The following is a 19,799-nucleotide window of genomic DNA, read 5'->3' on the forward strand; positions in this document are numbered from 1 at the left end:
CCTCAGCATGTGCGGAATCGTCGGATACATCGGTGGCCAGACGGCCGTGGACATCCTCGTCGACGGACTCACCCAGCTCGAGTACCGCGGGTACGACTCGGCGGGCATCGCGGTGCTCGGCCCGTCCGGCGCGAAGCGGGTCCGCAGCGTGGGCCGCGTGCGCGACCTGGAGGCCGCGCTGCCGAAGCGGCTCGCGGGCAAGACCGGCATCGGCCACACCCGCTGGGCCACGCACGGCGCCCCGTCGGAGGCCAACGCGCACCCGCACACCTCCGCCCCCGACGCCGACGGCCACGAGCGGATCTTCGTCGTGCACAACGGCATCATCGACAACGCACGGGACCTGCGCCTCGAGCTCGAGGCGGACGGCGTGGAGCTGACCTCCGACACCGACACCGAGGCCGTCGCCCACCTCATCGCCCGCAGCGGCGCCGAGACCCTTGAGGACGCCGTGCGCCAGACGCTGCACCGCCTCAGCGGCACCTACGCCCTGGCCGTCATCGACACCGAGCACCCCGACCGGATCGTCGTGGCCCGCAACGGCTCCCCGCTCATCATCGGCGTCGGCGACAAGGAGATGTTCGTCGCCTCCGACATCTCCGCCGTGGTGCGGCACACCAGCCAGGTCGTGCACCTCGACGACGGCGAGTGCGCCACCGTCACCGCCTCCGGCTTCCGCATGTTCAGCGCCGACGACAACCGCGCCGTCGCGAAGTCCGCCACCACCGTGGATATCTCGCCCGACGACCTGGAGCTGGGCAACCACAGCCACTTCATGCTCAAGGAGATCGCGGAGCAGCCGAGCTCGCTCGAGCGCATGCTCTCCGGCCGGCTCGACGAGCGCTTCGCCACCGCCCGCCTCGACGGCCTGAACCTGGACGCGCAGGCCATGCGCCGCTTCAAGCGCGTCAAGATCCTCGGCTGCGGCAGCGCCTACTACATGGGCCAGCTGGGCGCCTCCGTCATCGAGGAGCTCGCCCGCATCCCCGCGGACGCCGAGCCCGCCAGCGAGTTCCGCTACCGCAACCCCATCGTCGAGCCCGACACCCTGTACGTCGCGGTGAGCCAGTCGGGCGAGACCGCCGACACCGCGTTCGCCGTGCAGGAGGTCAAGCGCAAGGGCGGCACCATCGTCGGCCTGGTCAACGTGGTCGGCTCGACCATCGCGCGCGAGGTCTCCGGCGGCATCTACCTGCACGCCGGCCCCGAGGTCTCGGTGGCCTCCACCAAGGCCAACACCCACATGGCGGTCGGCTTCGCGCTGCTCGCGCTCGCCCTGGGCCGGGTGCGCGACCTCTCGATCACCGACGGGACGCGGATCGTCAAGGGCCTCAAGGCCCTGCCCGCGCAGATCGGCGAGATCATCGACTCCCCCGGCGACGTCGAGGACGCCGCGAAGCTGCTGGCCGAGGCGCCGAGCCTCTTCTACATCGGCCGCGTGCGGGGCTACCCGACCGCCCGCGAGGGCGCGCAGAAGTTCAAGGAGATCAGCTACCGCCACGCCGAGGCGTACCAGGCCTCCGAGCTCAAGCACGGCCCGCTCGCGCTGATCAGCCCCGAGATGCCGACCGTCGCGATCGTCCCGGACGACGAGCTGCTGGACCGCAACATCGGTGCGCTGCACGAGATCGCGGCCCGCGGCGGCGACATCGTGGCCATCACCAACCCGGGGGTCGAGCTGCCCGAGGCGAAGGTGACCCTCACGGTGCCGAAGAACGAGCCCGAGCTGGACCCGATCCTGCTGATGATCCCCACCCAGCTACTCGCCTACTACGCGGCGCTGAGCCTGGGGCTCAACATCGACCGGCCCCGCAACCTGGCGAAGTCGGTCACCGTCGAGTAGGCGAACCGGTGCCGCATCGTGCGGCCGATCGCTGACGAGCACCACGTTCTCGGTCAGCGCGGCGCGCGCGGTGCGGAACCGATTGGCCGGGTCGTCGAGGTCGGGGTAGCCGAAGCCGATCGTCGCCACCACGTGGCGCGAGTCGTCGATCCCGAAGTGCCGGTGGAGGAACGGGGAGTACGCAGCCGGGGCCGCCTGCGGCGCGGCGGCCAGGCCGCGGTCCTGCGCCGCGAGCAGGAACGTGGCGATGTAGAGCCCGCAGTCGAGCACCCCGTACGTTCCGAGTTCGACGGGGCTGGTGATCACCGCGACGTGCGGGGCGTCGAACAATGTGAAGTTACGGAGGAACTGCTCCGCGCGACCGGCGTGGTCGTCCCGCTCGACACCGAGGCTCGCGTAGAGCGCGTGCCCGCAATCCCGCCGGCGCTCCCGGTGCCGCCCGGTGTACGCGACGGGGAAGTCGATGTCCGGCTTCACCTCTCCGCCCGCGGCCACATGCGCGCCCAGTTCCGCCCGGAACCGGCCCGTCGCCGCCGCGGTGGTCACCCACAACCCCCACGGCTGGGTGTTCGACCACGACGGTGTCCGCTGCGCCGCCGCCAGGAGCTCCTCGATGGTCTCGAATGGGACCTCGCGGTCGGGGATGAACTGCCGACACGTCCACCGGTCGGCCAGGAGGTCGTCGAGACGGGGAGCGTGCGCGATGCCCGGCATGAGCACTCCGATCAGTTGGTCTTATTTTGAGACCAAAAGCTAGCAGGGATCAGCGCCGAGGGGAACCCTTCGCGCACCGACCTATGCCGTCATGCCCGGCCCGGCCTCCGGCACCACGTCGCGCGCTGTCAGCCGCTCGCCGCAATCGCCGCAGGTAAGAACCGCGTGAGCCTCGCCGCCGCAGTCCGCGTGGCGGTAGTGCACCGGAGGGCCGTCCGGCGCCATGTACTCGTCGCCCCAATCCTTGATCGCCATGAGGATCGGATAGAGGTCCATGCCCTTCGGCGTGAGCCGGTACTCGTCGTGGGCGCCTTCTGCACTGGGCTGCTTCACGAGGATCCCGTGCTCGACGAGGCGCGTCAGCCGGTCCTGGAGACGGCTCTTCGAGATCGACAGGGACTCCTGGAAGGCGCTGAACCTGCGCACCCCGGCGAACGCCGTCTTGAGGACCAGCAGCGTCCACCGATCACCGAGCACCACCAGCGGCCGGGTGATCGAACAGGGAAGATCGCCGAGCTCCTCGTACCTCACCGCACCGACTCTACGACGCGGTCTCGGGCCCGCGCACCGTCGAACTCCCGTCAGTCCCGCTTCGGCCCCACCCAGACCTGCTGGGCGTTGACGAACTCGTGGATGCCGGCGCGGCCCAGCTCCCGGCCGTAGCCGGACCGCTTGACGCCGCCGCTCGGCAGCCGCGGGTCCGTCTTGACGATGCCGTTGACGCTGACCTGCCCGGCCTCGAGCTCCCGCGCGATGGCCTCGCCGCGGGCGGCGTCGGTCCACACGCTCGCGGCGAGGCCGTACGGGGTGGCGTTCGCGAGGTCGACGGCGTGGTCGGCGTCGACGGCCGTCATCACCGCGGCGACGGGACCGAAGGTCTCCTCGGAGCACGCCGCCATCCCCGGCCGCACGCCCGTCAGCAGCGTGGGCGGGTAGAAGAACCCCGGTCCGTCGGGCACCGTCCCGCCCAGGAGGCAGGTGGCACCGGCGGTCACGGTCTCCGCGACCTGGCGGTGCAGGTTGTCCCGCAGATCGGCGCGCGCGATCGGCCCGACCTGGGTGTCGTCCTCCCGGGGGTCGCCCATCCGCAGCGCGGCGAGCCGGGTGCGCAGGGCCTCGACGAGCTCGTCGTGCACGGACCGCTCGACGATGATCCGCTTCGCCGCGATGCAGGACTGGCCGGCGTTGATGATCCGGGACAGGGCGAGCACCTCGGCGGCGGCCTCGATGTCGGCGTCCGCCAGGACGATCGACGGGTCCGAGCCGCCCAGCTCCAGCACCGCGGGCTTGATCTCCGAGGCCGCGACCGACGCCACGGCGGAACCCGCGCGGTCGGAGCCGGTGAAGGAGACGGCGCGGATCCGGCGGTCGCGGATCACCCCCGCCACGTCGGGCGTCGCCACCGGGAGCGAGGCGAAGACGCCGTCCGGAGCACCGACGGCCCGGAAGGCGCCGGCGATGGCGGCGGCGCAGCCCGGGACGTGCGGGTCGTGCTTCATGACGGCGGTGTTCCCCGCCATGAGCGCGGGCGCGCAGAACCGGAAGGCCAACCAGAACGGGGCGTTCCACGGCAACACGCCGAGGACCGGGCCGATCGGCAGGTACTGCACGTAGCTGGAGGTGGCGTCGGATTCGACGGACTCGGACGCGAGGTACTGCTCGCCGTGCTCGGCGTAGTGCTCGGCGGCCCACGCCGCCTTGACCACCTCGCCCCGCGCCTCGGTGATGGGCTTGCCCATCTCCTCGGTCATCACGTAGGCGTAATCCTCGACGCCCCGGCGCAGTTCGGCGCCCACCGCGCGCAGGAGGTGCGCCCGCTCGGCGAAGCCCGCCCGCCGCCAGTCGTGGTACGCCGTCTCGGCGCGCTCGAGCGTCGTCTCGATCTCGACGGGGCCCGCGGCCGGCACCTCCCGGATCGGTTCGCCGGTCGACGGGTCGATCGCGGTCAGCATCGTGGTCATGGCAGCACCTCCGCCTCGGTCGTCTCCTGCTGTGGCCCTGGATCGATCGCGGCGCCGTTCACCGCGGAACCCGAACCGGCGCCGTCGTGCACGGCGAAATCCTCGTCGAGCGTGAAGAAGGACTCGCAGCCGTCGTCGGTGATCCGGATGGTGTCCGAGATGCCGACGGTCTTGTCCCCGTCGACGCCCCACATCCACGGGATCACGTGGAAGGTCATGCCCGGCTCCAGTGCGGTGAAGTCGCCCGGGTTGAGGCTGAGGATGTAGCCCTCGTCCCATGACGGCGGGAAGGCGATCCCGATGGAGTAGCCCGACCGGGTGATCAGCCGCGCGCCGACGGTGTTGTCCGAGATGATCCGCCGGACCAGCGAGTCGGCGTCGGACACCGTCATCCCCGGCCGCATCAGCGATTTCAGCTCGGAGAGGGCCAGCTTCATCTTCTCCTGCGCCTCGTACATGGTGGGCGAGAGCTCGCCGTTGACCGCGGTGCGCATGAGCGCGGCGTGGTACCGGCGGTAACAGCCGCCCACCTCGAGGAAGACGTGCTCGCCCGGCTCGATGGTGCGGCCCTCCCACGTCGCGTGGCCGATCATCGACCTCGGTCCCGAGGCGACGTAGGGCATGACGGCGGGGAACTCGCCGCCGGCCCGGAACATCGCGGCACTGATCGCCGCCGCCACGTCGTTCTCCGTGTTCCCGGGGACCGCCGCCTCCAGCCCGGCTGCCATGCCGGCCTCCGCGGCGCGGGCGGCCTTGCGCATCACCGCGATCTCGGCGTCGGACTTGGTGGCCCGCCCCGCCTCGACGATCCCGAAGCAGTCCATGAGCACACCCTGCTGGAAGGAGGTGTGCACCCGGTCCTGTTGGTACGCGGGGAAGAAGTAGCTGTTGCGCTCGTAGCCCACCCGCTTGGTCCCGAGGCCGCCCTCCTTGAGCGTGAGCACCAGCTCCTGGATGGCGTCGCCGGTGTCGGGATAGGGGCGGGTGCGCTCCACCCAGGTCCGCGCGATCACGTTGGACTCCTCCATCGCGCGGGTGATCATCACCGGCTCCTCGTCGAGCGGCACCACGAGCGCCTGGAAGAAGGAGTAGCCGGTGGTCTGGTAGTCGGTGAGGTACATCAGGTTCTCGGGATCGGTGATCACCACGGCGTCGAGCCCGCGCTTGTCCATCCGCTCCCGCAGCTCGGTCAGCCGCCGCTCGTACTCCTCCGGCGGGAAGGTCATGTCGTCGCGCCGCTTCATCGCGCCACCTCCGTCACGGCCGCCTCCAGGATGTCCAGGCCCGCGGCGAGGTCCTCGTCGGGGATCGTCAGCGGCGGGATGAGTTTCAGGACGCGGCCGCCGCTGCCGCACGGCCCGACGAGGAGCCCGGCGTCGAAACAGGCGGCCTGGACGGCCTTGGCGAAGGCCCCGTCGCCGGTGTCCAGGGCCTGCATCATGCCCTTGCCCCGCACCTCCCAATCGCGGTCCGGGTGCGCGGCGGCGAGCGCGGCGAGGCGCTCGCGCATCGTCTCCCCCTTCGCGGCGACGGCGGTCATCAGCTCGTCGTCGGCGAAGTAGTCCAGGGCGACGGTGCCGGCCACCATCGACAGGCCCTGGCCGCGGAAGGTGCCGGTGTGCGCCCCGGGCGACCAGTGCGCGTCGACGGCCGGCTTGTTGAGGTTCATGGCGATCGGCGTCCCGTAGCCGCCGAGCCCCTTGGCGAGAGTGATCACGTCGGGGTCGAGGCCGTAGCCGTCGAAGCTGAAGTAGCTTCCAGTGCGCCCGCATCCGGCCTGGATGTCGTCGATGATGAACAGCGCACCAGTCTCCCGCGCGAGGTCCTGCACGGCGTGCAGCCAGTCAGCGCTCGCGACGTTGACGCCGCCCTCGGCCTGCACGGCCTCCACCAGGAAGGCGGCCGGCGGGGTGTGGCCGCTGGACGGATCCGCCAGGGCCGCGGCGTAGTCCGACAGGGCGGTCTTGCCGCCGGGGGCCGTCTCGAAGGGCAGCCGCACCACGTCGCGCAACGGCACTCCGGCCCACTGCCGGAAGGCGTGGTTGGCGGTGGCGGCGAGCGCCCCGAGCGTCATGCCGTGGAAGCCGTGGCTGAAGGCCACCACCTCGCGGCGACCTGTGGCGAGGCGGGCGAGCTTGAGCGCCGCCTCCACCGCGTTCGTGCCCGTCGGTCCCGTGAACTGCATGCGGTGATCCATGCCGCGCGGCGCGAGGATCACGTCGTGGAAGCGGGTGAGGAAGTCGCGCTTGGTGGTCGTGTAGGTGTCGAGGCTGTGGGCCACGCCGTCGGCCTCGAGGAAATCGATCATGGCGCGCTTCATGTTCGGGTTGTTGTGCCCGAAGTTGAGCACGCCGGCGCCCGCGAAGAAGTCGATGTAGCTCTTCCCGGCCTCGTCCACCTGCCGCGCGTTGGACGCGGAGGCGAAGACGGTCGGGAAGTTCCTGCAGTACCCACGGACTTCCGATTCCCAGTTCTCGAACGCAGCAGTGTCCATGCGAATTCCTTTCGTTCCGTGCGACTCTCTTCTGTCAGGGCGGCTCCGGCGCCCCCGCGAGCCCCACCAGCAGGCGCGCGGCGGGGTCGAGCAGGGCATCGTCGAAGTCGTATTCGGCGCTGTGCAGCGGCGCCGCGGTGCCGGAGCCGAGGAGCGCGAAGGCCCCCGGGATCCGCTGCAGGTAGTAGCTGAAGTCCTCCGAGGCGAGCACGGGCGTCGCGGCGGCGGGCTCGGGCCAGTTCGGGCCGAGCACCGTCGACAGGCGCTCCCGCAGGTCGGCCGCCGGGCGAGGATGATTGACGGTGGCCCCGTAGCGCACCGTCGTCACGGTCGCGGCGCGCACGCCGTGCGCCGCCGCGGTGGCGCCCGCGATCTCGTCGATGAGTGCGAAGACCCCGGTGCGGGCTTCGTCGTCGGCGGCGCGCACGCTTCCCGCGAGGCGGGCCGTATCGGGGGTGACGGTGGCGGCACTCTCCGCGTGCAGGGAGGTCACGGCCACCACGGCGGCCTGCTGCGGCGACGTGCGGCGCGCGACGATCTGCTGCAGCGCGACCACGACCGCGGCCGCGGCGAGGACGGGATCGCGGGTGGCCTCGGGCTGCGAGGCGTGGCCGCCGCGGCCGATCAGCTCTATCTCGAAGGTGCCGTTGGCGGACATGACGGGCCCGTCGGGGCAGAGGGCGCGGCCGAGGGGCAGTCCGGGCCAGTTGTGCCAGCCGAAGACGACTTCCACGCCGTCGAGGGCACCGTCGGCGATCATGCCGCGTGCGCCGTGCCCGCCCTCCTCGGCGGGCTGGAAAAGCAGCGTGACCGGGCCGGGGAGGCTCGATTCGTGGGAGTGGAGCCAGCGGGCCGCGGCGAGCAGGGCGACGGTGTGGCCGTCGTGCCCGCACGCGTGCATGACGCCATCGGCCGCGGAGGCGTACGGCAGGCCCGTGGCCTCGCGGATCGGCATGGCGTCGAGGTCGGCGCGCAGCGCGACGTGCCGGCCGGTCGCGGTCGGGGCGAGGCGGACGACGGTGCCCGTGTCCGCGCAGGGCCGCCACGCGAGGCCGATCGCGTCGAGTTCGGCGCGCACGGCCGCGGCGGTGGCGTGCTCCGCCCAGGCGAGCTCGGGGCGGCGATGAAGTTCGCGTCGGAGTTCGGTGGCCCGGGCAACGGTCTCGGCCCAAGAATCGTTCATCGGACCTCCTCGGATGGGTGTCCGTTTCGGTCCAGACCAACGTACCGCGATCCGACGTAAGGCGCGCGGACATCACCCGAACGGCGGATGTGCCCGGGCCCCGCGATGCCTAGCGTGAATCCGCATGGGGCACGGGGCGCACGACGCGCGGATCCGGGCGGCGCTGCCGCCCGAGCTGTACCGCGTGCTGCACCTGCGCGTGGTGCAGTGCCGCACCGTCGACGAGACCGCAGCACTGCTGCGGATCGCCCCGTCGACGGTGCGGCTGCGCCAACACCGTGCGCTGCAACGGATCCGCGGCGGCCTCTAGAGGCTGCGCGCGATCAGCTCCTTCATGATCTCGTTGGTGCCGCCGTAGATCTTCTGGACGCGCGCGCCGGCGTAGAGCTGGGCGATGGGGTACTCCATCATGTAGCCGTAGCCGCCGAAGAGCTGCAGCACGTTGTCGATGACGCGGCACTGCATGTCGGACGCCCAGAGCTTGGCCATCGACGCGGTCGCGGCGTCGAGCGTGCCGTCGATGGCGCGGCCGATGCAGTGGTCGATGAGCGTGCGGCCGGCGAAGACTTCGGTCTTGGCGTCGGCGAGCACGAACTTGGTGTTCTGGAAGTCGGCGATCGGACGGCCGAAGGCCTTGCGCTCCTTGGTGTACGCGATGGCCTCGACCACCGCCTTCTCCGCCGCGTCGACGCCGCCGATGGCGATGCTCAGGCGCTCGCGGGGGAGCTGGCGCATCAGCTGGTAGAAGCCCTGGCCCTCGACGCCGCCGAGCAGGTTCTCCACGGGGACGCGCATGTCGGTGAAGGAGAGCTCGCGGGTGTCCTGCCCGTGCTGTCCGATCTTCTTGAGCACCCGCCCCCGCTCGAAACCGGGGAGGTCCTTCGTCTCCGCGACGATGAGGGAGATACCCTTGGCGCCCTGGCTCGGATCGGTCTTCGCCACGATGATCAGCAGGTCGCAGTGGCTGCCGTTGGAGATGAAGGTCTTCGAGCCGTTGATCACGTACTCGTCGCCCTCGCGGACCGCGGTGGTGCGCACGGCCTGGAGGTCCGAGCCGGTGCCGGGCTCGGTCATCGCGACGGCCAGCACGGCCTCGCCCGACGCGGCCTTGGGCAGCCACCGGGCCTTCTGCTCCTCGGTGCCGCAGTCGTCGATGTAGTGCGCGCAGATGGTGGAGTGCACGCCGTAGCCGAAGGCACCGTCGCCCGAGAAGACCAGCTCCTCGAGCACGACGGTGTCGTGCCCGAAGTCGCCGCCCGCGCCGCCCAGGGACTCGGGCAACTCGGTGCAGAGCAGCCCCGCGGCGCCCGCCTTGTTCCAGAACTCGCGGTCCACCTGGTGCTGCTCGGCCCACCGCTCCTGGTTCGGGGTGGCCTCCCGGCGGAAGAACTCGGCGGCGTGCTTGCGCAGTTCCGTGTGCTCGGGGGTCTCCCAGGCGGGGCGGTAGTCGGGGAACAGTGCGGTCATGGGCGGTCTCTTCTCTTCGGCGCACGATCGGGCAATACATTCGTATAGTCCACGATGCGTGTGTACAGCGCAAGGCCCGGGCCGCTAGGATCACGCAGGTGGAAGGGACACCAGCGGCCGGCCTCCCCGCGTCGAACGATGACCTGACCGCGAAGGCCCGGATCCGGAACGCCGCGCTCGAGCTGTTCGCCGCGCACGGGACGAGCGCCGTCTCGCTGCGCGCCGTCGCCGCGCGGGCCGGGGTCACCGTCGGCCTGGTGCAACACCACTTCACGACCAAGGACGGCCTCCGGACCGCCGTCGAAGAGCAGATCGTCGAGTACCACGCGCAGGCGATCGCCCGCGTCCCCGACGAGGGTCCGCCCGCCGACGTCGCGGCCGCCCGGGACGCCTCCGTCCGCGAGATGCTCGCCCGGCACCCCGCGGTCGTCGACTACCTGCGGCGCTCCTTCCTCGACCCGGCGGGCTCACAGCTCCTGATCCGGCTCACCGAACTGGGCCGCAGCGAGGTCGTCCGCCTGCGCGCCGCGCATCTCGCCTCCACCGACCGGGCGGAGTCCGACCAGGTGATCGCCATGATGGTCCGCCAGATGGGCACCCTGTTCCTGCAGCCGCTCGTCGACGCGATGTGGGAGCACCTGCGCGAGCCGGGCGCACCGTCGGACGACAAACCGCGACTGTCGGTGAGCACCGAGCCCGCGGGGTCGCACGGCCCCGACGTGTGACCAAGACGAGGTCACAGCAGCTTCAACCTCAGCATCGACTCAGGTTGGGCGCGGTAATCTGATGGGCGATGTCCGAGACAACTCTTCCCTATCTGCCCATCTCGACGCGCAAGCTGGTGGGCTGGTCGCGCACCACGCCGATCGAGGGCCATGTGCTGTCCACGCCCGACGTGGACCAGATCGCCAAGGCCGTCGCCGTCGTGGCCGACGCCGAGGCCGACAAGCCCGCCTACCTGCGACGCGGCGTGATCGCGCGCGGGCTGGGCCGCTCGTACAACGAGTCGGCGCAGAACACCGGCGGCCTCACCATCGACATGACGCCGCTCAGCGCGATCCACGACATCGACGCCGAGAACGCTCTCGTCGATGTCGACGCCGGTGTCGACCTCGACACCCTGATGAAGGCGGCCCTGCCGTACGGCCTGTGGGTGCCTGTGCTGCCCGGCACCCGACAGGTCACCGTCGGCGGTGCGATCGCGCACGACATCCACGGCAAGAGCCATCACTCGACCGGCAGCTTCGGCAACCAGGTCGCCGAGATCAGCCTGCTCGTGGCCGACGGCCGCGTCCTGACGCTGGCCCCGAAGGGCACGCCGGACGACCCGAAGGGCGAGCTCTTCTGGGCCACCGTCGGCGGCATCGGCCTCACCGGCATCATCCTGCGCGCGAAGCTGAACATGCAGCACACCGAGACCGCGTACTTCAAGGCCGACGGCTGCGTCACGAACTCGCTGGATGAGACCGTCGACTTGCATCTGGGCGGCTGGGAGGACGGAGCCGACTTCTCGTCGGGCTGGTTCGACTCGATCTCCAAGAAGAAGTTGGGTCGCGGTACGTTCTCGCGCGGCAGCCTCGCCAAGCTCGAGGACCTGCCGGACAACCTCGCCAAGGACCCGCTGAAGTTCAACGCCCCGCAGCTCATCACGCTGCCGGACGTGTTCCCGCACGGCCTCGCGAACAAGTTCGACTTCGCCCTCCTCAGCGAGGTGTACTACCGCGCAACGGGAAGCACCTACGAGGGCAAGATCGCGAATCTGACGCAGTTCTACCACCCGCTCGATCTGTTCGGTGAGTGGAACCGCGCCTACGGCCCCAAGGGCTTCCTGCAGTACCAGTTCGTGGTGCCGCCCGGGAACGAGGACGAGTTCAAGTCGATCATCCGCGACATCCAGGCCTCTGGAAACGTGAGCTTCCTCAACGTGATCAAGCTGTTCGGGGACGGGAACGACGCGCCGCTGAGCTTCCCGATGCGCGGCTGGAACGTGTGCCTGGACTTCCCCATCAAGAAGGGCCTGCACGAGTTCGTGACCGAGCTCGACAAGCGCGTCTTCGCGATGGGCGGCCGGCTGTACACCGCGAAGGACTCGCGCACGACTGCGGCAATGTTCCACGCCATGTACCCGCGGGTCGACGAGTGGATCGCCACCCGTCGCCGGATCGACCCGACGGGCGTCTTCATGTCCGACATGGGCCGCCGCCTCGAGCTCGCCTAAGCCTCACGACCGCAAGGAACCAAGACATATGAAGAACGCCGTAGGCGTCCCCCAGTCCCTGCTGCTGCTCGGCGGCACCTCCGAGATCGGCCTGTCGATCGTCGAGGAGTACCTCGCCAAGGGCCCGATGCGCGTCGTGCTCGCCGCGCTGCCGAACGACCCGCTGCGCGAGCAGGCCGTCGCCCAGGTCGAGGCCGCCGGCGCCACGTCGGTCGAGGTCATCGACTTCGACGCGACCGACTTCGACGGCCACCAGAAGACCATCGACGCCGCCTTCTCGGGCGGCGACATCGACGTGGCGATCGTGGCCTTCGCCCTCGACTTCGACGCCGAGGAGCTGTGGCAGAACCAGCGCAAGGCCGTGCTCCTCGCGCAGGTCAACTACACCGGCGCCGTGTCCGTCGGCGTGCTCCTGGGCCAGAAGATCAAGGAGCAGGGCCACGGCCAGATCATCGCCATGAGCTCCGTCGCCGGCCTGCGCCCGCGCCGCAGCAACTTCGTCTACGGCTCCTCCAAGGCCGGCTTCGACGGCTTCTACCTCAACCTGGGTCAGGCCCTGGAGCCCTTCGGCGGCTCCGTCCTCGTGGTCCGGCCGGGCATGGTGCGCACCAAGTTCTCCGCGCACGTCAAGGAGGCCCCGCTGACGATCGACAAGGACGTCATCGCCACCCTCGCCGTCGACGCCGCGATCAAGGGCAAGTCGCTGATCTACGCGCCCGCGCCGTGGGGCTTCGTCAGCTTCGGCCTGAAGAACATCCCGCAGCCGATCTTCAAGAAGCTCCCGATCTAGGGGGCGCGTCCGATTCTCGGAACCACCCTTTAGGCTGGCCCGCGTGACTGACACGCGCACCGTCGACGCCCCCGAGGCCCCCGCCCGGGGGCGGGACCTGGCCCTCGACCTCGCCGCCGCCGCGATCCTCGCGGCGGCGGTCGGCGTCGTCGGGTGGTTCGCCATCAGCTCCGTCGAGTGGCCCGCGTACAGCAGCTCCAACGTCACCCGCGCGTTCTCGACCGTCTTCCAGGTGATCGCGATCGTCGTGCTCGCCGCGTGCGCCGTACTGCTGTCGCGGTCCGTCCCGGCCTGGCAGGCGCGCCTCGCCCGGCTGCTCTCCTTCGCGACGGTGGCCGGGTTCGTCACCGTCACCCTCGCCCTGCCGCTCGGCGGCACCAAGCTCTACCTCGGCGGCATCTCCGTCGACCAGCAGTTCCGCACCGAGTACCTGACCCGGTTCACCTCGTCGCCGCGGCTGGCCGACATGACCTACATCGACATGCCGCCGCTGTACTCCCCCGGCTGGTTCTGGCTCGGCGGGCGCTTCGCGAAGCTCTTCGGGCTCGAGGGCTGGGCGGCGTTCCAGCCCTGGTCGATCATCTCCCTGGCCGTCGCGGCCGCAGTCGCGCTGGCCCTGTGGCTCACCGTCGTCGGTCCCGCGCGCGCGATCGCCGCGACGCTCGCCACCACGGTCGCGATGCTGCTCTACGGCTCCGCCGAGCCCTACGGCGCCGCGGTCGCGATCCTGCTGCCGCCCGCGCTGATCGTCGCCTGGTCCGCCATCCTCCGCGGCCGCCGCGGGGCGATCGTCCTGGTGGGCGTGTACCTCGGCGTCGCGGTGTGGTTCTACACGCTGTACCTGGGCGTCGCGGCGTTCACCATCGTGCTGATGGGCGTGGTCGCGCTGATCGCCGCCTGGATCCGCGAGCGCCGGTTCGAGTGGCGCTACCCGGCGCGGGTCGCGGCAATGGGCGTCATCGCCATCGCGATCGGACTCCCCGCGTACGGGCCGTTCCTGCTGCGCGTGGTTCGCGACGGCACCGACTCCAAGGGCTCCGCGTTCCACTACCTGCCCGAGCAGGGTTCCGTTCTCTCGCTGCCGATGCTGCACTTCACGCTGCTCGGTGCGCTCGGCATGATCGGCGTGATCTGGGTCCTGGTGAAGGCCCGCTCCAGCCTGCCCGCGCAGGCGCTCGGCCTCGGCATCGCCGGCTCGTACCTGTGGGCGATCCTCTCCATGGCCGCCTCCCCCGCCGGCACGACGCTCCTCGGCTTCCGCACCGAGCCGGTGCTGCACATCCTGCTCGCCGCCGCGGGCGCGCTCGGTGCGGTGACGATGGTCGGCGCGCTCGGCGACGGCTACCCGCGCTACCGCGACGCCGGCGTCGTGCTCGGCGTGCTCGCCGCGATCGGTGTGGCGCAGACGATCCCGGCGCAGCTGGCCGGGGAGATCGCCGTCGCCTACTCCGATACCGACGGCCACGGCGAGCGCGGCGACCGCCGTCCCGCGGGCGCGGAATCGTCGTACAAGGACGTGGACGCCGCCATCCTGGCCGCGACGGGCAGGCCGCGGACCGACACCGTCGTGCTGACCGCCGACTACGGCTTCCTCGCGATCTACCCGTACTGGGGCTTCCAGAACCTCACGTCGAACTACGCGAACCCCCTGGCGCACTTCACCGCCCGGTCCGCGGCGATCGAGGAGTGGGCGAAGCTGGAGACGCCGGACGAGCTGGTCAAGGCGCTCGACGAGACGCCGTGGCGCGCCCCGGACGCCTTCGTCTTCCGACGGTCCGCCGACGGCCTCTCCCTGCGCCTCGCCGAGGACGTCTACCCCAACGACCCGAACGTGCGCCGGTACACCGTCGTCTTCCCCGAGAAGCTCTTCGAGGACCCGAGATTCGCCGTCACCGAGACGGGCCCGTTCGTCGTGATCGTGAGGAAGTGACCATGTCCCTGTCCCGTTCCGTGCGCGACCTCATGCAGCGCCGCAGCCTGCTGCCCGACTCCGTCGACGCGGCCCTCGCCGGGAAGGGCCGGACGCTGCGCGGCCTGCGGATCGTCGTGACCGGGGCGTCGGCGGGCATCGGCCGCGAGGCCGCCCTGCAGCTCGCCGAGCGCGGCGCCCACGTCATCGCGGTGGCGCGGCGCGAGCAGGAGCTCGAGGAACTGTGCGCGCTCACCGGCGGCGAGTACCGCGTCTGCGACCTGACGGACACCGACTCGATCGACGGGCTGCTCACCGACCTCGGCGAGGTCGACGTGCTGGTCAACAACGCCGGCCACTCCATCCGGCGGACCATCGCCGACTCCACCGAGCGCTTCCACGACTACCAGCGCACGATGAACCTCAACTACTTCTCCGCCGTGCAGCTCTCGCTGGGCGTGCTGCCGGGGATGATCGAGCGCGGCCGCGGGCAGATCGTCAACGTCTGCACCTGGGGCCTGCTCGCGAACACCTTCCCCAAGTTCTCCGCGTACGCGGCGTCGAAGAGCGCGCTCGCGATCTTCGGCCGCAGCCTGAACGCCGAGCGCCCGCACCCCGGCGTGCACGCGACCAACGTCTACTTCCCGCTGGTCCGCACCGAGATGATCGCGCCGACCGCCGAGTACTCCGGGGCCTCCGCCCTCGAGCCCGACGAGGCGGGCCGGTGGATCGTCCGCGCGATCACGCACCAGCCGGTCGAGGTCTCGCCCGCGGCGCTGCGCGCCGTCCTGCCGGTGATGGACCTCCTGTCGCCGGGAACCGCCGACCGCACGATCTCGTCGCTGACCTGAGCCGGGACTCCGGACCGCCGCACCCCTTACCCGACGTAACTTTGATTTGCCTCACCTAATGTGCGCGGTACGCTTCGGCGCGTGATGAAACGATCCTTCGCCCGCCGGCTCGCGCCCGCGGTCATCCTGCTGGCCGCCACCGTCGGCATCAGCGCCTGCTCGAACTCGAACGACGACGCCAAGACCCCGGGCAACACCGATGTCGCCACCGGCGGCGAGCGCTTCGGCACCGCCGACGCCGAGACGGCCAAGCTCGGCACCGACGCGGCGCCCGGCGTCTTCCCGCGCACCATCAAGCACGCGCGCGGCGTGACCGAGATCCCGAAGAAGCCGGAGCGCGTGGTCGTGCTCGACAGCGGCGAGCTGGACTCCGTCCTCAGCCTCGGCATCAAGCCCGTCGGCCTGGTGGTCACCGACGGCGCCAGCCCGATCCCGACCTACCTCGCCGACAAGGTGCAGGGCGTCGAGACCGTCGGCAAGAACACGAGCCTGAACCTCGAGGCCATCGCCAAGCTCAAGCCCGACCTGATCCTCGGCAGCCAGCTGCGCGTGGACAAGCAGTACGACCAGCTCTCCGCGATCGCGCCGACCGTCTTCTCCATCCGCCCCGGCTTCCCGTGGAAGGAGAACTTCCGACTGATCGGCGCGGCCCTCGGCGAGGAGACGAAGGCCGTCGACGGGCTCAACACCTATGCGGACAACGCGAAGGCGCTCAGCGCGAAGTTCACCGGCCAGAAGCCGACCATCTCCCTCGTCCGATTCATGCCGAACCGGCTGCGGCTGTACGGCAACAAGTCGCTCATCGGCGTGATCCTGCAGGACGCGGGCCTGCCGCGCGCCGGCAACCAGGGCGTCGACGAGCTGGCCACCGAGATCTCGCTGGAGAACATCTCGCAGGCCGACGGCGATTACATCTTCTACTCCAGCTACGGCAAGCCCGAGAACACCGGCGAGACCGCGGCGCTGGCGAACCCGGCGTGGTCGCAGCTCAGCGGCGTGCAGAAGGGCAAGGCCTTCCGCGTGGACGACGACGTCTGGTACCTGGGCCTCGGCCCGACCGGCGCCAACCTCATCGTCAAGCAGCTGGGCGAGTACCTGGCGAAGTAGGCGGCGCACCCGCTGAAATGTGCGTCCCAGCGGCGCGAAGTCGGCATCACTGCAGGTAGTGAACCGCTCGCGCCGTCCTGGCGCACATTTCAGCGCACACCGCTCTGCCCCGACGCGCAGCCGCCGCCGAGCGGTTACCAATGTTACGCGTGTTGTTCATGTGTCTCATGTGATTCGTGTCTAGGGTCTCTACCCATGACCACACGCCGGGGATTCCTGCGCGCGGGCGCCGTCGCTGCGCTCGCCACCGCCAGCGCGGCCGCCACCGGCCGCATCGCCCACGCGCTGCCCGGCAGCACCGTCGCCGGGAACATCACCGGCACCACCCTGGAGCGGGTCAGCGTGCCCGGTCAGGCCCGCGCCGGCGGCTACCGTCCGCTGGTCGACGGTGCCGGCTGGCCCCTGTACGTCCGGCAGGAGCTCGCCACTGCCGGCGGCACCCGCGAGGCCGTGCGCGCCCCGCTCGCCTCCTTCGTGCAACTCACCGACATGCACATCGTCGACGCGCAGAGCCCCGCCCGGTTCGAGTTCGTCCACCCGTTCCAGGCGCCGGCGTTCCGCCCGCAGGAGACCCTGACCACGCAGGGCGCGGTCTCGCTCGTCGAGCGGATCAACGCGATCGCCGCGGGCCCGTTCACCGGCCGCGCCTTCGACTGCGTCATCACCACCGGCGACAACACCGACAACCGCGAGTTCGCCGAGCTCAACTGGTTCCAGACGGTGCTCTCCGGCGGCACCGTCGTGCCCAACACCGGCGCCCCCGACCGCTTCGAGGGCCTGCAGGCGCACGGCGCCGCGCTCTACTGGCAGCCCGAGTCGCCGTACTGGGACATGTACAAGGACAAGGGCTTCCAGCAGATCCCCGGCTTCCTCCGCGCCGCCATCGGCGCGCACACCAGCCCCGGGCTGCGCATGCCCTGGTACGCCGTGGTCGGCAACCACGACGACAGCCTGCTCGGCACCCTGCCCAACGGCATCGCCGACTGGCTCTACCTCTCGCCCGTGAAGCTCGACATCCCGCACACCGACCCCGCGGCGCTCGCCATCGCCCGCGCGCTCACGACGGATCCGTCGCAGGTCGGGCCGATGCTCACCAGGCTCAAGCTCTCCGGGCCGGTCATCCCGGTCACCGTCGACGCCAAGCGGGCCCCGTTCAGCCCCCGCGACTTCGTGCGCCGCCACTTCGACCCGGCGGTCACGGGCCCCGGCCCCGTCGGGCACGGCTTCTCCAGCCCGGACGGCCCCACCTGGTACACCTTCCAGATCGCCCCCGGCGTGCTGGGCATCGCCCTCGACACCACCAACAACCTGGGCATCGCCGAGGGCACCATCGGCGAGAAGCAGCTCGCCTGGCTGACCGCCCAGCTGAAGGCCCACCCCGACCAGCTGGTCATCGTCTTCAGCCACCACACGTCGACGTCGATGACCGCCAAACTCCCCGACCTCGAGGAGCCCGGCGAGAAGCAGTACGACGGCGGGGTGGTCGTGAGGACGCTCACCGAGCACCCGAACGTGATCGCCTGGGTGAACGGCCACACCCACAAGAACGAGATGATCCCGCACACCGGTCCCACGCCGAAGCAGAGCTTCTGGGAGATCAACACCGCCAGCCACGTGGACTTCCCGCAACTGGCCCGGATCATCGAGGTCGCCGACAACCGCGACGGCACGCTCAGCCTGTTCACGCCGCTCATCGAGGCCGCGAGCCCCGCGACGGCGAACCCGTCGGACCTCAGCGCGCAGGGCCTCGCCAGCCTCTACCGCGAGCTCTCCTACAACGACATCCACCGCGACGACGCGCTCCTCGGCGCCGCCGCCGACCGCAACTGCGAGCTGCTCCTCACCCACCCGCTGCGCTGACGGGGACCCGCATCGTGCGCTGCGACCGCACGTCGGCGTGGTCGGACCCACCGACGATCGGGCGGGTCCCCACGCGACAGGCGTACGGTCGAGGGTGGAGCCATTCGCAGCTCCCGATCGAGGGAACACCATGAGCGACAAGTCGCCACGGCAACACATGTCCAAGTCCTCCGGCAAGTCGGTCAAGGAGAAGCGCGCGGCCAAGCGGGCCAAGGCCGGGGAACGGACTCTCCACGACAAGCTCGGACCCACCACGAAGTGACCGGCGCGAGCACCATCGGCGTCGTCGGGACCTCGGCCAAGGAGAACGAGTACCGGCTCCCCCTGCACCCCGCGCACCTGCCGCGCATCGCGCCCGCGATCCGGCGGCGCATGATCCTCGAGCGCGACTACGGTCACCGCTTCGGATTCGCCGACGACGACCTCGCACCCCTGGTCGGCGGCTTCGCGGACCGGGACCGCCTCATCGCGGAGGCGCACCTGGTGATCCTCCCCAAGCCGCAGCACACCGACGTCGCCGCGCTGCGGGAGGGTGCCGTGCTGTGGGGGTGGCCGCACTGCGTCCAAGACCCGGTGCTGACCCAGATCGCGATCGACCGGCGGCTCACCGTGATCGCCTTCGAGGCGATGAACCACTGGGCCGTCGACGGCGGCGTGGGCGTCCACGTCTTCCACAAGAACAACGAGCTCGCCGGGTACTGCTCGGTGCTGCAGGCGCTGCAGCTCACCGGCTCGACGGGCGACTACGGCCGCCGGCTCAGCGCCGTGGTGATCGGCTTCGGCGCGACGGCCCGCGGCGCCGTGACGGCCCTCAACGCCCACGGCGTGCACGACGTGACGGTGCTGACCACCCGCGGGGTCGCCGCGGTCGGCTCGCCGATCCACTCCGTGCGGATCGCTCAGTTCGACCACGACGCGGCCGCGCCGTACCTGAGCCACGTGATCACCGACCGCGGGCGGGTTCCCCTGGCGCCCTTCCTCGCCCAGCGCGACATCATCGTCAACTGCACGCTCCAGGACACCGATCACCCGCTCGTCTACCTCGACACCGCGGACCTCGCCGAGTTCCGGCGCGGGACGCTGATCGTCGACGTGTCGTGCGACCTCGGGATGGGGTTCAGCTGGGCGCGGCCCACGTCGTTCGACGCACCGATGTTCGTCGTCGGCGACCGTGTGGACTACTACGCGGTCGACCACAGCCCGTCGTACCTGTGGAACTCCGCGACGTGGGAGAACAGCGAGGCGCTGCTGCCCTTCCTCGACATCGTGGCGGCGGGGCCCGCGGCGTGGGACGCGAACGAGACGGTCCGCCGCGCGATCGAGGTCCGCGACGGGCAGGTCGTGAACCCCGCGATCCTGTCCTTCCAGGGGCGCGCGGCCGCGTACCCGCACCCGTAGGCGC

18 protein-coding genes are annotated in these 19,799 nt (G+C 70.7%); 11 read left to right on the forward strand and 7 right to left on the reverse strand.

Going from position 1 to position 19,799, the window contains the following annotated elements; all coding sequences use genetic code 11:
• Positions 1–7: 7 nt before the first annotated feature.
• Positions 8–1,843 (forward strand): glutamine--fructose-6-phosphate transaminase (isomerizing), encoded by a 1,836-nt coding sequence (gene glmS / locus ACLQ3K_RS16635; RefSeq protein WP_224645624.1) that lies wholly within the window; start codon positions 8–10, stop codon positions 1,841–1,843.
• Here the strand turns inward: glmS and ACLQ3K_RS16640 are convergent.
• The 6 genes from ACLQ3K_RS16640 to doeB2 all read right to left on the reverse strand — a co-directional run bounded on the left by ACLQ3K_RS16640 (position 1,760) and on the right by doeB2 (position 8,195).
• Complete coding sequence (locus ACLQ3K_RS16640) at positions 1,760–2,557, reverse strand: nitroreductase family protein (RefSeq protein ID WP_426000819.1); 798 nt, start codon at positions 2,555–2,557, stop codon at positions 1,760–1,762. The two genes, glmS and ACLQ3K_RS16640, sit on opposite strands and share 84 nt — an antisense overlap.
• A gap of 81 nt (positions 2,558–2,638) precedes the next feature.
• The gene (locus tag ACLQ3K_RS16645) at positions 2,639–3,088 is read right to left on the reverse strand and encodes a winged helix-turn-helix transcriptional regulator (protein ID WP_224645622.1); all 450 of its coding nucleotides are present in this window, start codon (positions 3,086–3,088) and stop codon (positions 2,639–2,641) included.
• Between the two features lie 50 nt (positions 3,089–3,138).
• Positions 3,139–4,518, reverse strand: coding sequence for an NAD-dependent succinate-semialdehyde dehydrogenase (locus tag ACLQ3K_RS16650; RefSeq protein WP_224645621.1), 1,380 nt, complete (start codon positions 4,516–4,518; stop codon positions 3,139–3,141).
• Positions 4,515–5,762, reverse strand: a complete 1,248-nt coding sequence (gene doeA / locus ACLQ3K_RS16655) for an ectoine hydrolase (RefSeq protein ID WP_336672195.1) — start codon at positions 5,760–5,762, stop codon at positions 4,515–4,517. Before doeA ends, ACLQ3K_RS16650 begins: the two co-directional genes overlap by 4 nt.
• A complete protein-coding gene (locus tag ACLQ3K_RS16660; RefSeq protein ID WP_426000822.1) occupies positions 5,759–7,012 on the reverse strand; it encodes an aspartate aminotransferase family protein in 1,254 nt (417 codons plus the stop codon). Before ACLQ3K_RS16660 ends, doeA begins: the two co-directional genes overlap by 4 nt.
• 34 nt (positions 7,013–7,046) lie before the next feature.
• Positions 7,047–8,195, reverse strand: coding sequence for a N(2)-acetyl-L-2,4-diaminobutanoate deacetylase DoeB2 (gene doeB2 / locus ACLQ3K_RS16665; protein WP_426000824.1), 1,149 nt, complete (start codon positions 8,193–8,195; stop codon positions 7,047–7,049).
• A 124-nt stretch (positions 8,196–8,319) separates the two neighbouring features.
• Here doeB2 and ACLQ3K_RS16670 point away from each other — a divergent pair, with 124 nt between their 5' ends.
• Positions 8,320–8,505, forward strand: coding sequence for a sigma factor-like helix-turn-helix DNA-binding protein (locus ACLQ3K_RS16670; RefSeq protein WP_426000826.1), 186 nt, complete (start codon positions 8,320–8,322; stop codon positions 8,503–8,505).
• Here ACLQ3K_RS16670 and ACLQ3K_RS16675 read toward each other — a convergent pair.
• A complete protein-coding gene (locus ACLQ3K_RS16675) occupies positions 8,502–9,662 on the reverse strand; it encodes an acyl-CoA dehydrogenase family protein (protein ID WP_224645616.1) in 1,161 nt (386 codons plus the stop codon). The genes ACLQ3K_RS16670 and ACLQ3K_RS16675 overlap by 4 nt on opposite strands.
• Positions 9,663–9,760: 98 nt before the next feature.
• Between ACLQ3K_RS16675 and ACLQ3K_RS16680 the strand changes: the two genes are divergently transcribed.
• The 9 genes from ACLQ3K_RS16680 to ACLQ3K_RS16720 all read left to right on the forward strand — a co-directional run bounded on the left by ACLQ3K_RS16680 (position 9,761) and on the right by ACLQ3K_RS16720 (position 19,795).
• A complete protein-coding gene (locus ACLQ3K_RS16680) occupies positions 9,761–10,387 on the forward strand; it encodes a TetR/AcrR family transcriptional regulator (RefSeq protein ID WP_224645615.1) in 627 nt (208 codons plus the stop codon).
• A 68-nt stretch (positions 10,388–10,455) separates the two neighbouring features.
• Positions 10,456–11,880, forward strand: coding sequence for an FAD-binding protein (locus ACLQ3K_RS16685; protein ID WP_426000829.1), 1,425 nt, complete (start codon positions 10,456–10,458; stop codon positions 11,878–11,880).
• A gap of 28 nt (positions 11,881–11,908) precedes the next feature.
• Positions 11,909–12,670, forward strand: a complete 762-nt coding sequence (locus ACLQ3K_RS16690) for a decaprenylphospho-beta-D-erythro-pentofuranosid-2-ulose 2-reductase (RefSeq protein WP_426000831.1) — start codon at positions 11,909–11,911, stop codon at positions 12,668–12,670.
• A gap of 43 nt (positions 12,671–12,713) precedes the next feature.
• A complete protein-coding gene (locus tag ACLQ3K_RS16695) occupies positions 12,714–14,600 on the forward strand; it encodes a galactan 5-O-arabinofuranosyltransferase (protein ID WP_426000833.1) in 1,887 nt (628 codons plus the stop codon).
• A 2-nt stretch (positions 14,601–14,602) separates the two neighbouring features.
• Positions 14,603–15,430, forward strand: a complete 828-nt coding sequence (locus tag ACLQ3K_RS16700; protein WP_224645611.1) for an SDR family NAD(P)-dependent oxidoreductase — start codon at positions 14,603–14,605, stop codon at positions 15,428–15,430.
• 84 nt (positions 15,431–15,514) lie between these two features.
• Entirely contained in the window at positions 15,515–16,537 is a 1,023-nt protein-coding gene (locus ACLQ3K_RS16705; protein WP_426000888.1) for an ABC transporter substrate-binding protein, read from the forward strand.
• Positions 16,538–16,732: 195 nt separating this feature from the next.
• Positions 16,733–18,397, forward strand: coding sequence for a TIGR03767 family metallophosphoesterase (locus ACLQ3K_RS16710; protein WP_426000835.1), 1,665 nt, complete (start codon positions 16,733–16,735; stop codon positions 18,395–18,397).
• Between the two features lie 130 nt (positions 18,398–18,527).
• Entirely contained in the window at positions 18,528–18,659 is a 132-nt protein-coding gene (locus ACLQ3K_RS16715; protein ID WP_426000837.1) for a hypothetical protein, read from the forward strand.
• Positions 18,656–19,795, forward strand: coding sequence for a N(5)-(carboxyethyl)ornithine synthase (locus tag ACLQ3K_RS16720; RefSeq protein WP_426000839.1), 1,140 nt, complete (start codon positions 18,656–18,658; stop codon positions 19,793–19,795). The genes ACLQ3K_RS16715 and ACLQ3K_RS16720 overlap by 4 nt, the downstream gene beginning before the upstream one ends.
• Positions 19,796–19,799 lie beyond the last annotated feature (4 nt).

The sequence above is a fragment of the Tsukamurella sp. DT100 genome (assembly GCF_049844855.1).
In the GTDB taxonomy this organism is placed as follows: Bacteria; Actinomycetota; Actinomycetes; order Mycobacteriales; family Mycobacteriaceae; genus Tsukamurella.

Bases quoted from the DNA above. Each gene is read 5' to 3' on its own strand.
- glmS (WP_224645624.1), top strand. From the start codon at position 8: ATGTGCGGAATCGTCGGATACATCGGTGGCCAGACGGCCGTGGACATC.
- ACLQ3K_RS16640 (WP_426000819.1), bottom strand. From the start codon at position 2,557: ATGCCGGGCATCGCGCACGCTCCCCGTCTCGACGACCTCCTGGCCGAC.
- ACLQ3K_RS16650 (WP_224645621.1), bottom strand. From the start codon at position 4,518: ATGACCACGATGCTGACCGCGATCGACCCGTCGACCGGCGAACCGATC.
- doeA (WP_336672195.1), bottom strand. From the start codon at position 5,762: ATGAAGCGGCGCGACGACATGACCTTCCCGCCGGAGGAGTACGAGCGG.
- ACLQ3K_RS16660 (WP_426000822.1), bottom strand. From the start codon at position 7,012: ATGGACACTGCTGCGTTCGAGAACTGGGAATCGGAAGTCCGTGGGTAC.
- doeB2 (WP_426000824.1), bottom strand. From the start codon at position 8,195: ATGAACGATTCTTGGGCCGAGACCGTTGCCCGGGCCACCGAACTCCGA.
- ACLQ3K_RS16670 (WP_426000826.1), top strand. From the start codon at position 8,320: ATGGGGCACGGGGCGCACGACGCGCGGATCCGGGCGGCGCTGCCGCCC.
- ACLQ3K_RS16675 (WP_224645616.1), bottom strand. From the start codon at position 9,662: ATGACCGCACTGTTCCCCGACTACCGCCCCGCCTGGGAGACCCCCGAG.
- ACLQ3K_RS16685 (WP_426000829.1), top strand. From the start codon at position 10,456: ATGTCCGAGACAACTCTTCCCTATCTGCCCATCTCGACGCGCAAGCTG.
- ACLQ3K_RS16690 (WP_426000831.1), top strand. From the start codon at position 11,909: ATGAAGAACGCCGTAGGCGTCCCCCAGTCCCTGCTGCTGCTCGGCGGC.
- ACLQ3K_RS16700 (WP_224645611.1), top strand. From the start codon at position 14,603: ATGTCCCTGTCCCGTTCCGTGCGCGACCTCATGCAGCGCCGCAGCCTG.
- ACLQ3K_RS16705 (WP_426000888.1), top strand. From the start codon at position 15,515: ATGAAACGATCCTTCGCCCGCCGGCTCGCGCCCGCGGTCATCCTGCTG.
- ACLQ3K_RS16710 (WP_426000835.1), top strand. From the start codon at position 16,733: ATGACCACACGCCGGGGATTCCTGCGCGCGGGCGCCGTCGCTGCGCTC.
- ACLQ3K_RS16715 (WP_426000837.1), top strand. From the start codon at position 18,528: ATGAGCGACAAGTCGCCACGGCAACACATGTCCAAGTCCTCCGGCAAG.